Annotated in this window: 11 protein-coding genes; 7 read left to right on the top strand and 4 right to left on the bottom strand. The window is 67.9% G+C overall.

The features are described from left to right. On the bottom strand, positions 1–862 hold an 862-nt coding region (locus E1261_RS36275), incomplete at its 3' end, for a phosphotransferase family protein (RefSeq protein ID WP_132414260.1). A gap of 70 nt (positions 863–932) precedes the next feature. Between E1261_RS36275 and E1261_RS36270 the strand changes: the two genes are divergently transcribed. The 4 genes from E1261_RS36270 (at position 933) to E1261_RS36255 (ending at position 3,980) form a co-directional block, all read left to right on the top strand. After that, the gene (locus E1261_RS36270) at positions 933–1,430 is read left to right on the top strand and encodes a hypothetical protein (RefSeq protein ID WP_132414259.1); all 498 of its coding nucleotides are present in this window, start codon (positions 933–935) and stop codon (positions 1,428–1,430) included. Positions 1,431–1,442: 12 nt separating this feature from the next. Then, the gene (locus E1261_RS36265; protein WP_132414258.1) at positions 1,443–2,108 is read left to right on the top strand and encodes a flavin reductase family protein; all 666 of its coding nucleotides are present in this window, start codon (positions 1,443–1,445) and stop codon (positions 2,106–2,108) included. Between the two features lie 60 nt (positions 2,109–2,168). Beyond that, on the top strand, positions 2,169–3,203 hold the full coding sequence (gene mgrA / locus E1261_RS36260; RefSeq protein ID WP_132414257.1) for an L-glyceraldehyde 3-phosphate reductase: 1,035 nt from the start codon (positions 2,169–2,171) through the stop codon (positions 3,201–3,203). Between the two features lie 114 nt (positions 3,204–3,317). Then, the gene (locus E1261_RS36255) at positions 3,318–3,980 is read left to right on the top strand and encodes a hypothetical protein (RefSeq protein ID WP_132414256.1); all 663 of its coding nucleotides are present in this window, start codon (positions 3,318–3,320) and stop codon (positions 3,978–3,980) included. A 134-nt stretch (positions 3,981–4,114) separates the two neighbouring features. On the opposite strand, the gene E1261_RS36250 is transcribed toward E1261_RS36255, so the two are convergent. Together E1261_RS36250 and E1261_RS36245 are read right to left on the bottom strand one after the other, a co-directional pair. Further along, on the bottom strand, positions 4,115–5,092 hold the full coding sequence (locus tag E1261_RS36250; protein ID WP_132414255.1) for a TAXI family TRAP transporter solute-binding subunit: 978 nt from the start codon (positions 5,090–5,092) through the stop codon (positions 4,115–4,117). Then, positions 5,089–7,083, bottom strand: coding sequence for a TRAP transporter permease (locus E1261_RS36245; RefSeq protein ID WP_238176646.1), 1,995 nt, complete (start codon positions 7,081–7,083; stop codon positions 5,089–5,091). The genes E1261_RS36250 and E1261_RS36245 overlap by 4 nt, the downstream gene beginning before the upstream one ends. Positions 7,084–7,231: 148 nt before the next feature. Here E1261_RS36245 and E1261_RS36240 point away from each other — a divergent pair, with 148 nt between their 5' ends. Further along, positions 7,232–7,897, top strand: coding sequence for a response regulator transcription factor (locus E1261_RS36240; protein ID WP_132414253.1), 666 nt, complete (start codon positions 7,232–7,234; stop codon positions 7,895–7,897). 36 nt (positions 7,898–7,933) lie between these two features. Further along, complete coding sequence (locus E1261_RS36235) at positions 7,934–9,277, top strand: sensor histidine kinase (protein ID WP_132414252.1); 1,344 nt, start codon at positions 7,934–7,936, stop codon at positions 9,275–9,277. Positions 9,278–9,300: 23 nt separating this feature from the next. Here E1261_RS36235 and E1261_RS36230 read toward each other — a convergent pair whose 3' ends face one another. Next, positions 9,301–10,344, bottom strand: a complete 1,044-nt coding sequence (locus E1261_RS36230; protein WP_132414251.1) for a TAXI family TRAP transporter solute-binding subunit — start codon at positions 10,342–10,344, stop codon at positions 9,301–9,303. 201 nt (positions 10,345–10,545) lie between these two features. On the opposite strand from E1261_RS36230, the gene E1261_RS36225 reads away from it, so the two are divergent. Beyond that, the gene (locus tag E1261_RS36225) at positions 10,546–13,572 is read left to right on the top strand and encodes an alpha-mannosidase (RefSeq protein ID WP_132414250.1); all 3,027 of its coding nucleotides are present in this window, start codon (positions 10,546–10,548) and stop codon (positions 13,570–13,572) included. Positions 13,573–13,588 lie beyond the last annotated feature (16 nt).

Raw genomic sequence — 13,588 nt, 5'->3', positions numbered from 1 at the left:
GGGTTGGCCAGGGCTGGGGCGGGTTGGCCGTGAAGAAATGCAGGAGGTTGAGGAGGCGGCTGGTGGGTGGGGCGGTCCAGTGGCGTTGGGCCGGCCAGGGCTCGGCGGTGAGTTTGCCTAGTGCCCAGGAGAGGTGGAGGTAGAGGATGCCGGCAGCCAGTTCATCGTCCGCGAGGGTCGCGTCTGCGGTCAAGTAAGAAGGGAGGAGGCGGGCGACCTCGGCCAGGCGGAGCTTGGCGAAGTCGAAGGCGCGCGGCCCCCAGGCGGCGTCACCCCAGTCGATGACGCCTTGCAACTCGCCGTTCGCCGGATCGACGAGAAGGTTGTGTGGGGCAACATCTCCGTGCAGCAGCACAGGCGGTGCGGACCGATCGAAGCGTTGCTCCAGCCGCTCGAGCCACCCCATCAGCCAGTCGGCCGTGCCGGCATCCAGATATCCACGAACGGCAAGCTCCTCAACCGTCGCGCGCGGTTCGCCCCAACCGTCCTCAGGGACACCGGGCAGCGAAGTGCGCACAACCGAGTGCAGCCGGGCCAGATCGAGGGTGACGTCGGCGGGCGTGGTGAGCGGCTCGATGCCGTGGACGCGCTCGACCACGACGTACGAACCGTCGAGCTGTGCGCGGCTCTCGTCGTACTCGAGGATGGCGGGGGTGCGGACGCCGGCCTTACGAGCAAGCGGTACGACGGCGGTTTCCTTCCGCAGGTCGTCCTCGAATCCGGCCCGGGCCACCCGGACGAACAAGCGCGGGCCGAGGGTGAAGCCGCGATTCGCAACACCACCGGGGACTTCATGCACCTCGGCCGGGGCGACGCCGTACCGGGGCGCGAGCAGGCGAACGTCGTTCAGCATCCGGTCCATCCTGGAGATCCTGGTGCGGGTGCACGTTGGTGTCCAACGGTTTGACCTCCGGCCCACCGATGATGGAGGGATGATCGACCTGTTGTTCGGCGGACCGTGGAAACGGCTGGTCAGCGCAGACAGGGACTACCAGGAGGCCAAAGCCGACTTCCTGAACGCTGACCCTGTGGAGGAGCTCCGGAAGCAGTTCAGATCGGCTTCCGACATACACGCCGCGCTCCGCTTCCTCGACGCGATCGCCTGGAGTCACCCATCGGTCGCCGGAGAGCTGATCCCCGAGGTCTTTTACTGGGCTTGTATGCAGGCCCGTTACTCGGGCCTCGCCCGGCGCATCCTCGTCACCCTCCGCCCGCGCGACCGCGACGCCGAACTGGAACCCTTGATCGCCGCGGAGATGAACAATCTGACTGCCGACCGTTGGGACCAGATCCGCGGTCTGGTCTGGCTGCTCGAGGACCTCGGCCGCGCCGATGTCCTGGCCGAGCTGAAGACCCGCCTCCTGGCATCTGCCGACGAGGAACTTCTCGACATCGCCGAGGACATCGACGGCCCGCCTGAAGGCGTTTGATGTACTGCGGGAGTGCGAATTGAGCTGGATCCGGAGCAGGTCGGGCCAAGAGACACCTATGCGACGTTGAACTCGGTGGTGGTGCCGCGGCCGATTGCGTGGGTGTCGAGCCGGTCGGCCGATGGGGTGCTGAATCTGGCGCCGCATTCGTTCTTCACGGTGTCGTGTGTGCAGCCGCCGATGGTGCAGTTCACGTCGGTGGGGCGCAAGGACAGCCTGAACAACGTCGAGGCGACCGGGGAGTTCGTGGTGAACTTCGCGGCCGAGGCGTTGTTCGAGCAGGTGAACGCGTCCGGGACGAACTTCCCGCCGGAGGTGTCGGAGTTCGAGGCGATCGGGGTCACCCCCGAGCCGTCGCGGACTGTCGGCGTACCGCGGGTGGCCGAGTCGCCGGTGGCGATCGAGTGCACGTTGCACACGACGCTGGAGCTCGGCGACTGCACGGTCGTGATCGGCCAGGTGCGGGCGATCGCGATCGACGAGGCGGTGCTGGCCGACGGCCGGCCGGAGGTCCGGTTGCTGCGGCCGCTGGCCCGCCTCGGCAAGGACGAGTGGTCGACGCTCGGCGAGATCCGGGAGATCACCCGGATCCGCCACGCCGACTGGCCCGGCCACTTCGCCCCATCAAGAAGGCCGGGTGCCCCATCAAGAAGGCCTGGTTCTGGGTCTCAGAGCTGACGTTTCTTGCGCAAAACAAGGGGTTTTGCGCTTGTTACGACATGGTGCAGACTGAGGCCCGTGACTGACTACGTGGCTGCCCAGGAGCGGTACGACGACCGGATGGTGTATCGGCGGACGGGCCGGAGTGGGCTGCAACTGCCGGCGATCTCGCTGGGGCTGTGGCACAACTTCGGTGACGACAAGCCGTTCGAGACGCAGCGCGACATCCTGCGCCGCGCGTTCGACCTCGGCGTGACGCACTTCGACCTGGCGAACAACTACGGCCCGCCGTACGGCGCGGCCGAGACGAACTTCGGCACGCACTTCCAGCGGGACTTCACGAAGTACCGCGACGAGCTGATCCTGTCGAGCAAGGCCGGGTACGACATGTGGCCGGGTCCCTACGGTCAGGGCGGTGGCTCACGGAAGTACGTGCTGGCGAGCCTCGACCAGTCGCTGCAGCGGATGGGCGTCGACTACGTCGACATCTTCTACTCGCACCGGTTCGACCCGGACACCCCGCTCGAGGAGACGATGGGTGCCCTCGACACCGCGGTCCGTTCCGGCAAGGCCCTGTACGCCGGAATCTCGTCGTACAGCGCGGAGAAGACGCGGGAGGCGGCGCGGATCCTGCAGGAGCTGGGGACGCCGCTCCTGATCCACCAGCCGTCGTACTCGATGCTGAACCGCTGGATCGAGGAGGACCTGCTCGACGCCGTCGGTGAGCTCGGGGTCGGCGTGATCGCGTTCTCGCCGCTGGCGCAGGGCGTGCTGACCGATCGCTACCTGGACGGCATCCCCGAGGGCTCGCGGGCCTCCCAGGGCAAGTCGCTGAACCCGGACTCGCTCACCGAGGACACCCTCAAGCACGTCCGCGCACTGAACGAGATCGCCAAGCAGCGCGGCCAGTCCGTCGCCCAGCTCGCCCTGGCCTGGACGCTGCGCGACGACCGGGTCACCAGCGCCCTGATCGGCGCCTCCAGCGTGCAGCAGCTGGAAGGCAACCTCGAGGCCGTCCGCAATCTCGAGTTCACCGCCGAGGAGCTCGAAGCCATCGACGCCGACGCGGTCGAGGCCGGCATCAACCTGTGGAAGAAGAGCTCGGACCACTGAGTCATCTCCGCCAAAGACCACCCCGGGCAACCGTTACCTGACGGAAAGTTCCGGGGTGGTTGCGTTGTGCAGCAGCTGGGCACACGCTGGAGAGAGACCCTGGAGGTGGTGACCGTGACCGCTTCGACGCTGGAAATGGCGCTGAGCTACGAACACGCAAACATCCGGGAGCTGGCCGAGCCGGCCCGTCATCCGGCCGCGGCGCACCCGGATCGCAGGCATCGGACCGACTGGTTCTACGCGATCACCGCGCAGCACCTGGCCGCGGCCGAAGACGTGCTGCTGCCACAGGTGCGGCGCCTGCCCGACGGCGCCGAACTGGTCGCCCGGTACGTCGGCAATGCCAAGGACCTCGAGCGGAACCTGCGGTACCTCAAAGGACGCCAGTACGGCGACAGCCGCGTCCTGCACCTGGATCCGCACGACGTCCTGCGCACGATCGACCGGCTGCTCGCCGAGCATGAGCGACTCGAGACCGACTACAGCCACCAGCTGAGTGAGCACCTCGACGCGACCGAGGTCAACGAGCTGACCAAGGAACTGCTCGAGGCCGAAGAAGTCGCCCCGACCCGAGCGCATCCGAACTCGCCGCACACCGGCCTCGCCGGGCGGCTGGCCCACCGGATGTGGCGGCTGGCCGACAACGCCTGGGACAGCGCCGAGGGGCGCGTCGTACCGACGAAGTACCACGTGCACCCGAAACGCAATTCGGCCTTGTCGCACTACCTCTACGGAACCGCGATGCCTCAAACAGACGGGCCGGCCACAGACAAGTGACCGGGCCCGGGTCCCCTCGGATGCCTCCGAAGGGCCGGGCCCGGCCGACCGGCTCTCACTGCGCCTGGTTGTGGGAGCCGGCCTGACGTCCTCCCCCGCTGCGCCTGGTGTGCGAGGGAGGACGGTTCAGGGGATTACTTCAACGAATCCAGTGCCTTCTGAGCGCCGGGGTGTAGCGGCACCGGGTCGGTCTTGGTGGCGTTGTCCTTGCTGATGCCCTTGGCGGCCGCGTTCACCGCGACCAGAGCGTCGAGGTTCTCGTACAGGGTCTTGGTGAGCTGCTCGGCCAACTCGTCCTTCATGTCCTTGCGGACCAGCAGCACATTCGGTACGACGATCGTCGCGACGTCGCCCGGCTGCTTGTACGTCGCGGCCGGGATCGGCGCCTCGGAGTAGACCGAACCGTACTTCTCCGTCATTTTGGGCAGCAGATCGGCGATCGGCAACAGCTTGACGCCCTTGCCGAGGCTGGTGGTCAGATCGGTGATGCCACCGGTCGGCAGCCCGCCGGACCAGACCAGGGCGTCGATCGTGCCCGACTTCATCGCGTCCACCGACTCCGGCAGCCCGAGCCGCTGGGCGGTGACGTCCTTGGCCGGGTCCAGCCCCGCGGCCTCGAGCAGGCGCCGGGCGATCACCTCGGTGCCAGAGTTCGGCGAGCCGGTGGAGACGCGCTTGCCCTTCAGGTCGGCGATCGAGTTGATGTTCGCCGACGTCCGGACCGCGACCTGGGTGTAGTTGTTGTAGAGCCGGGTCAGCGCGACCACGTCCTGCTTGGTCTGGAAGCTGTTCGTGCCGTTGACCGCGTCGGCCGCGGTGTCACCCAGCGAGAAGGCGATGTCGTAGTTGCCGCCGGCCAGGCCCTGGATGTTCTGCACCGAGGCGCCGGTCTCACTCGCGGTGGCCCGGTAACCGGGCATCTTCTGCGAGATCACCGAGGCCAGCGCACCACCGAGCTGGTAGTAGACGCCGGTGGTGTTGCCGGTGGCAATGGTCAGCCGGCCGCCGGCCGCCGTACCGTCTCCGGAAGGTTCACGCTGACCGCCACAGGCGACGAGGGACGCAGCAGCGGCAAGCGCCACCACAACAGTGGGGAGGCGACGGATTCTCATGATCTGGCGGATCCTTCCGTGGGTGCGGCCTGGCGTTGCCGCCGGACCACATTGATGACGACGGCAACAAGTAGCAAACAGATTCCGGCGCTGATGGTTACGGGCGCGAGGTAAAGCAGCAGCAGCGCGGCCGGTACGCACAACGCCCGCTCGATCCAGGTGGTCGCGACCACGATCCAACCGCCTGTCACGACAGCTAAAGCGGCGACCGCGAGCATCGACACCGCGAGTGTCCACACCATGCCGACGAACGATCCCTGACCGAGCAGGTGTGCACCGTTGTCGGTGAGCACGAACGCGAACGGCACCAGGAACGCAGGCAGGGTGTACTTCCAGGCCTGCCACATCGTCGGCATCACTTTGCCGCCGGTGATCGCGGAGGTCGCGACGGCGGCCAGCGCGGTCGGCGGCGACACCTCGGAAAGCACTGCGTAGTAGAAGATGAACATGTAGGCCTCGGCCTGCGTCACCCCGAGCTGCACCAGCGCCGGCGCGATGATCACCGCCGCGATGATGAACGAGGCAGTGACCGGAACCGCAAGCCCCAGCACCAGTACGGCGAACGCCGACAGCACCACGGTCAGAATCAGGATCACGGTCTGGTTGTCGGTGAGCCCACGAGCCGCGCCGACGATGATCTCGGCCAGGTTCAGCCCGAGCCCGGTCTGCGTGGTGACCGCAACGATCACCCCGGCCGTCGCACAAGTCGCCGCCACCGGCAGGATCGAACGGGTGCCTTGGGCAAGCGCTTTGAACAACGGCTTCCCGGTCAGCCGGTGCTCGCGATCCAGGAACGACAGCCCGAACTGGATGATCACCGCGTAAACAACAGCCTTGAACGGCGGTACGTCGACCGCCATGAACCCGATGATCACGAACAGCGAGAGGAAGTGGTACCCGAACCGGAACAGCAGCTTCCGCGCGGACTGCGTGGACGTCTCGGCCGACGTCGTACCGTGCCGGCGGGCGTCGATCTCGATCGCGAGCAGGATGCCCAGGTAGTACAGGATCGTCGGGATCACGGCGAACCCGAGCACGGTCAGGTACGAGACCTGCAGGAACTCGGCGATGATGAACGCCGCTGCCCCCAAGGTCGGCGGCGACAGGATCGCGCCGATCCCGGCGGCCGCGAGCATTCCACCAGCCGGTTCGGCCGGATACCCGGCCCGGCGCAGGATCGGCCACGACACGGTGCCCAGCGATACGGCGGTCGCCGTACCGGAGCCGGAGACGCTGCCGAGCAGGAAGCCGGCCAGGGTGACCGTCCGGCCCGGCGCGGTGCGGCTGCGCTTGAAGGCTGCGAACGACAGGTCGATGAAGAACTTGCCGGCCCCGGAGTAGTCGAGCACTGCGCCGTAGATGGTGAACAGCACGATGTAGCTGGCCGCGACAGCCAGCGGCGTCCCGTAGAAGCCGGCCGTCCCCATCGTGAACTGACCGATGATCGCGTCGAAGTTGAAGCCCTGGTGCGCCAGCGACCACGTGTAGGGCAGGAAACCGCCGTAGTACGCGTAGGCGATGAAGAGCAGGCTCACCAGCGGCAGCACCCACCCCGTCGTACGACGGCAGGCCTCGAGCAGCAGGACCAGCAGTACGGCGCCGACCAGTACGTCGAGTCCGGTCGGAGCCTGACGCCGTTCCAGGAAACCGTCGAAGTCCAGCAGGGGGTAGATACAGGCCGCGAGCGCGATCAGCGCCAGCAACCAGTCCGTCAGACCGGGGTCGTCATGTGCCCGCGCCTTGAACGGATTCAGTACCGCCGGGACCTTCCAGCCCCGGTAACACAGCAGCGTGATCGGCAGAACGGCTGCGAGAAAGATCACCAGGTAAAACTGGGTTCCCTGTGGTAATGGGAAGAACACCTGCAGGAGTACGCCGACGCTGACGATCGCGCACCAGACCGAGATGATCACATCCAGGGCAGGGCGAAGCCGCCGAGCGGGCCGCTCCTGCTCGTACTCGGCTAACTCCTGGTCGGAGGGCGCGCTCACGCCACCCCCCGTTCCGATACCGACAGTCATCTACCGGTTCCCTCCTGTGTGCGGAAGGCTAATGTTGCCGAACACTGCGTGGAGTTGCGTGATTACGTCTTTACCAAGATCTGACACATCCACGCCCCACCTGGCCTACGATCACCGCATGAGTGGCGCCGTCAGGATTCTGCTGGTCGAAGACGATCTCGATATCGCCAATGCCCTGATACCCGCGTTGCGGCGTTACGGCCTGATGGTGACCCATGTCCGGACGGCGGCGGACGCCCTCGCGGCGGACCCCGGCGACCTGGTCCTGCTGGACCTCGGGCTGCCGGACGGGGACGGGATCAACGTCTGCCGGCAGATCCGTTCGGTCTCCGATGTGCCGGTGATCGCGGTCACCGCGCGTGGCGAGGCGGCCGACCGGGTCCGCGGGCTGCGCAGCGGCGCCGACGACTATGTGGTGAAACCCTTCGCGATCTCCGAGCTGCTGGCCCGGATCGATGCTGTACTACGTCGTACCGGCCTGCTGCAGCCCCGCCCCAGGGTCACGGTCGGCGACCTCACCGTGGACATCGAGGCCCGAACCGTCCAGGTCGCCGACAAGCCCATCAGCCTGACCCGCAAGGAGTTCGACGTGCTCGCTGTGCTGGCCGCGCACCACGGCCGGGTCGTCCCCCGCGAACAGGTCGCCCTGTACGCCTGGCAGTCCGTCTTCGAGGCCTCCTCGCGGACGATGGACGTGCACGTCGCCAGCCTGCGCGCCAAGCTCGGCCGTCCGGAGCTCGTGCAGACGATCCGGGGCGTCGGTTACCGACTGGGTTCGGACTGACCGTTGCGCCGTCGACTACTGCAGTCCCTCGTTCCGATGGTGGTTCTGCTCGCCATCATCGCCACCGTCCCGCTCGCGAACTTCATCGCCACCAGTGCGTCCCGCACCCTGTTCCTGTCCCGCAGCAACGACGCGGACTGGTTCGCCACCATGGCCGAAGCTCCGCTGCAGTCCGGTGACATCGCCAACCTCCGCGAGATGGCGGTCCGGTACGACGACCTCTACAACACCCCGGTCTTCATCGTCGACGACAACAACAAGGTCGTCGCCACCTCGAAGTCCGGCGTGGACACGAACGAGCCGGATATCGCCATCGCCCTCGGCAGCACCCTGGCCGGCCGGCTGCCGGCCGAGCCCCCGGCGCTGTGGCCGTGGCAGAGCGGCGAGATGGTCGTCGCCCGTCCGGTCGCCAACAACGGCCGCATCCTCGGTGCCGCTGTCCTGCGAGTGCCCACCGACGACAACCGGCTCGAGGTCCGGCGCAGCCTGATCCTGCTGCTGATCGGCCTGCTGATCAGCATCGGCGCGATCATCGCCGGCATCGTCCGGCCGATCAGCCGCTGGGTGATCAACCCGGTCAAGGACCTCGACAACGCGACCCACCAGATCACCCGCGGCGCCCTCGACACCAGAGTCTCCACCGACGGTCGTGCGCCGGAGCTGCGCCGCCTCGGCGACAGCTTCAACTCAATGGCACTCAGCCTGCACCAGGCCCGGCAGCGCGAGCGGGAGTTCGTCGCCGACGCCTCGCACCAGCTCCGGACGCCGTTGACCTCGGCCCGGATCCACATCGAAGGCCTGTCCCGGCTGTCCCCGACCGCGCGCTTCGCGCTCAGCGACATCGACCGGCTCGGCCGGATCGTCCAGCGGCTGTCCCGGCTGGCCGGTTCGGACCGCCCCGGAGCCGATGCCGAGGGCAACAGCGAGGAGCCGCTGGACCTGGCCCAGGCGGTCAAGGAGCGGCTGGTCGGCTGGAAGGCCGTGTACGCCGCCGACGACCTCGAGCTGATCATCGGCGACATGGTCCCGGGCGGGGTCGCCCCCGAGCTCGAGGTGGACGACATCCTCGACGTACTGCTCGACAACGCCTCCAAGTACGGCGCTCCGCCGGTCGAGGTCTCGGTCACCCGCGACGGCACCGAGGTCGTGCTGTCGGTCCGCGACCACGGCCTCGGCCTCGGCTCACGCGACCTGAAGAAGGTCGGCGAGCGGTTCTGGCGCAGCGCCCACCACCGCGAGATGCCGGGCACCGGCCTCGGCCTCGCCATCGTCCGCTCCGAAGCGGCCCGGGTCGGCGGCCGCGTCGTCGCCCGCCCGCCGATCGGCGGCGGCCTGGTGATCGAGGTCCGCGTCCCCCTGATCGACGACTACGAACTCTGAGGTACGGCGCTCGCCGTACCTGCTCAGATGTGGTTGTTGCGGTACCAGCGTTCGGCGGCCGGGTGCAGGGGCACCGGCATGGTCGCGATCGCGGATCGCGGGTCCAGGGCGCTGGCTTCCGGGTGGTAGTTCTTCTTGTCGTTCGGGTTGCCGATCAGGTCCTTCTGGCGGCGGAACAGTGTGTTCACGATCCACCAGGCCCAGGAGTCGGGCAGGTTCGGCCGGGCGATCAGGTAGTTCGGGATGGTCAGGGTCGGGACCGCGCTGGCCAGGCCGTAGGTCTTCGGCGGGATCGAGGAGACGATGTAGCCGCCGAACTGCTTGAGCGCGATGGTCTGCGCGACCGAGCCGATGTCGACCAGCCGGAAGCCGATCGTCTGCTGCATCGCCGCGATCGGTCCGGTCGGCAGACCGCCGCTCCAGATCATCGCGTCGATCCCTGGGGCACCGGCCTTGCTGGCCTTGTCCGTCAACTGCTTGACGGCTTCTTCCAGCGAGAGTGCCTTCTTGTTGACCCTGGTTCCGATCTTGGCCGTCTCGAGGATCATGTTGGCGACCAACTGGGTCCCGGAGCCTTCCGGCCCGACGCTGACGTCCTTGTCCACCAAGTCCTCGAGGGTCTTGACCGTCGAGGCCATCGGCACCACGACATGCACGTAGTTGTCGTAGGTCCGGCCGAGTGTGGTGATCTTGTTCAGCGCTCCGGATTTGAACTCCCCGAGCCCCTCGTAGGCGGCGTACGCCGAGTCCGAGGTGGTGAAGCCGACGTCAGCGCCCCCGTCGGTGTCCGACACCCGGCGAAGGTTGTCGATCGACCCGGCGGTCTCGATCGGGGTCAACGTCATCCCGGTGACCTCACTGACCAGCTTTGCCAGTCCGCTACCGAACGAGTGGTAGACACCGCCGATGTTCCCGGTCGCGAGCTTGGCCGGAGCCGCCGGCGCGGGCTCGTCGGAGCGGCCCCGCGAGCACCCAGGCACCGCAAAGGCCGCCGCGGCGGCTGCGCCGAGGCCCAGCACGCTGCGCCGGCTCATCGAATCCGGAACGATCAGGCGGGGACGATCCATACGGGACAACCTATGTGGCAACCGGGCCGGTCCGGTAGCCACGTGCGCCCGCCGCTACCGAACCGCTACCCGGAGCGTCCGTCAGCTGGTTCTCACAAACTGCGTCTGGACGGGCCCCCGGTCGGTGTGACAGCGTTGTCATCGCGCGACCGCGTGGATTGCGTGTCTGAACCCCAGTAACAGCCCCCGGAGGATGATTTCGTGCACGACGACCGTCAACTCATCGAGGAGCGGCTCAAGCGCGCCCTGCGGGAGCGGATCCGCCCCGCGATCTACGGCGCGGCGGTCCCGCTGGACATCAAGGTGTGGCACGCGCCTGGTGAGCCGGTATCCCCCGCCGAAGCACTGGCCGCCCCCTACGAGCCCGCCGAGATCGGCCTCGCCTGGGGTGCTCCCTGGGGTACTTCCTGGTTCCACTTCAGCGGCCAGGTGCCGGCCGAGTGGGCCGGCTCCGAGATCGAGGCCGTCATCGACCTCGGCTTCAGCGGCGGTCCGGGCTTCTCCGCGGAGGGCCTGGTGCACACCACCAAGGGCGTCCCGCTGAAGGGCCTGCACCCGCGCCAGACCTACGCGCCGCTCTCCATCCTGGGCCCCGACGGTACGGCGGCCTCGCCCGGAGACAGCATCGAGTTCTACGTCGAGGCGGCCGCGAACCCCGAAGTACTGGGCTGGAACGCCTTCGCCCCGGTCTCCGCCGACCTCGGTGACAAGCCGAAGCCGGGCGCCAAGCCGATCTACGAGCTGACCCGCGCGGACCTCGCCGTCTTCAACGCCGAGGTCTGGGACTTGATCCTCGACCTCGAGGCGCTCGACGGACTGCAGCGCGAGCTGACACCGCAGGAGCCCCGCAGTCGCGAGATCCTGCGTGCCCTGAGCCGCGCGCTCGACGTACTGGATTATGAGGACGTCGCCGGTACGGCGGCTGACGCGCGCGCCCAGTTGACCGACGTACTGAGTCGTCCGGCGCACGCGAGTGCGCATCAGCTGTCCGCGGTCGGGCACGCGCACATCGACTCGGCGTGGCTGTGGCCGCTGCGCGAGACCCGGCGCAAGGTGGCCCGCACGGTCTCCAACGTCGCGACGCTGGCCGAGGAGTACCCCGAGCTCGTCTTCGCGTTCTCGCAGGCCCAGCAGCACGCGTGGGTGAAGGAGAACTACCCCGAGGTCTGGGAGCGGCTGAAGAAGGCCGTTGCCGAGGGCACCATTGTTCCCGTCGGTGGCATGTGGGTCGAGTCCGACACCAACCTGCCCGGCGGCGAGGCGCTGGCCCGGCAGTTCGTGCACGGCAAGCGCTTCTTCCTGGACGAGTACGGCATCGACACCCAGGAGGTCTGGCTGCCGGACTCGTTCGGCTACACCGCGGCGCTGCCGCAGCTGGTGAAACTGTCCGGATCGAAGTGGTTCCTGACCCAGAAGATCTCGTGGAACCAGAAGAACAAGTTCCCGCACCACACCTTCTGGTGGGAGGGCCTCGACGGGACGCAGGTCTTCACGCACTTCCCGCCGATCGACACCTACAACTCCAACCTGTCCGGCCACGAGCTGGCCAAGGCGCAGCGCAACTTCGCCGAGAACGGTTCGGCGACGCGCTCGCTGGCACCGTTCGGGTACGGCGACGGCGGTGGCGGGCCCACCCGTGAGTTCATCGCGACCGCCCGCCGGGTGGCCAACCTGGAGTCCTCGCCGCGGGTGACCATCGAGTCCCCGACCGAGTTCTTCACCGCCGCCGAGGAGGAGTACGCCGACCAGGCACCGGTGTGGTCCGGCGAGCTCTACCTCGAGATCCACCGCGCGACGTACACCTCGCAGGCCAAGACCAAGCAGGGCAACCGGCGCAGCGAGCACCTGCTCCGCGAGGCCGAGCTCTGGTCGGCAGCCGCCGTGGTCGCGGGCAAGCTGGACACCTACCCGTACGACGAGCTGGACCGGATCTGGAAGGCCGTGCTGCTGAACCAGTTCCACGACATCCTGCCGGGCAGCTCGATCGCCTGGGTGCACCGCGAGGCCGAGGCGACGTACGCGAAACTGGCCGACGAACTCGAAGCGATCATCGGCAAGGCCCAGCAGGCACTGGCCGGCACCGGTGACGCGCAGATCGTCTTCAACGGCGCACCGCACACCCGCAACGGCGTGGCCGGACTCGGCGCCGGCATCGCGGCCGGCGAAGGTCAGTCGGTGACGATCGAGAACGGCGTACTGGACAACGGCGTCATCCGCGTCACCATCGACGAGCGCGGCCTGATCACCTCCCTGTACGACGTCGAGGCCGCCCGCGAGGTGATCGCACCAGGTGCCGTGGGCAACCTTCTCCAGCTGCACGTGGACACCCCGAACCAGTGGGACGCCTGGGACGTCGACTCGTTCTACAAGAACAACGTCCGGGACATCACTGAGGTCGACAGCGTTGACTTCAGCTCGGTCGACGGGGTCGCGACCGTGGTCGTCAAACGGTCCTTCAACCGTTCGACCGTCACCCAGACGCTGCGGCTGCGCCCCGGTGCGAAGCGCGTCGACATCGAGACCGCGATGGACTGGCACGAGGCCGAGAAGTTCCTCAAGGCGGCGTACCCGGTCGACGTCCACGCCGACCGCTCCGCCTCCGAGACCCAGTTCGGCCACATCTTCCGGCCGACCCACCAGAACACCTCGTGGGACGCGGCGAAGTTCGAGATCGCGGCCCACCGCTGGGTCCACGTCGCCGAGCCCGGCTACGGCGTCGCCGTCGTCAACGACTCGACGTACGGCCACGACATCAACCGCACCGCCCGCCCGGACGGCGGCACCACAACCACCATCCGTACGTCGCTGATCCGCGCCCCGCGGTTCCCCGACCCGCAGACCGACCAGGGTCTGCACACCGTCAACCACGCCCTGGTGGTTGGCGCCGGCATCGGCGACGCCATCTCCGAGGGCTACCGGATCAACCTGCCCGAGCGCGTCGTCACCGGCGCCGAAGGCACCGACCCCCTGGTCACCATCGACAACCCGAACCTGGTCGTCGAAGCCCTCAAACTCGCGGACGACCAGTCCGGCGACGTCATCGTCCGCCTCTACGAATCCACCGGCGGCCGCTCCCGCGGCACCCTCACCCCCTCCTTCGCCGCCACCTCGGCGACCGAAGTAGACCTCCTGGAACGCCACCTGGCGGACCGATCCCTGGACAACGGAGCAGTCACCCTCGACCTCCGCCCCTTCCAGATCCTCACCCTCCGCCTCAAGCGCTCCTAACCCCCGAGGGCACCAC

Origin of the sequence: Kribbella albertanoniae, assembly GCF_004348455.1 — a bacterium.
Lineage (GTDB): Bacteria > Actinomycetota > Actinomycetes > Propionibacteriales > Kribbellaceae > Kribbella > Kribbella albertanoniae.
Note: the sequence above shows the minus strand (reverse complement) of the source record. Positions and strands in the feature narration are given on the sequence as shown.

Coding starts and splice junctions, on each gene's coding strand:
- E1261_RS36240 (WP_132414253.1), top strand. CDS start 7,232: ATGAGTGGCGCCGTCAGGATTCTGCTGGTCGAAGACGATCTCGATATC.
- E1261_RS36250 (WP_132414255.1), bottom strand. CDS start 5,092: ATGAGAATCCGTCGCCTCCCCACTGTTGTGGTGGCGCTTGCCGCTGCT.
- E1261_RS36270 (WP_132414259.1), top strand. CDS start 933: ATGATCGACCTGTTGTTCGGCGGACCGTGGAAACGGCTGGTCAGCGCA.
- E1261_RS36230 (WP_132414251.1), bottom strand. CDS start 10,344: ATGGATCGTCCCCGCCTGATCGTTCCGGATTCGATGAGCCGGCGCAGC.
- E1261_RS36235 (WP_132414252.1), top strand. CDS start 7,934: ATGGTGGTTCTGCTCGCCATCATCGCCACCGTCCCGCTCGCGAACTTC.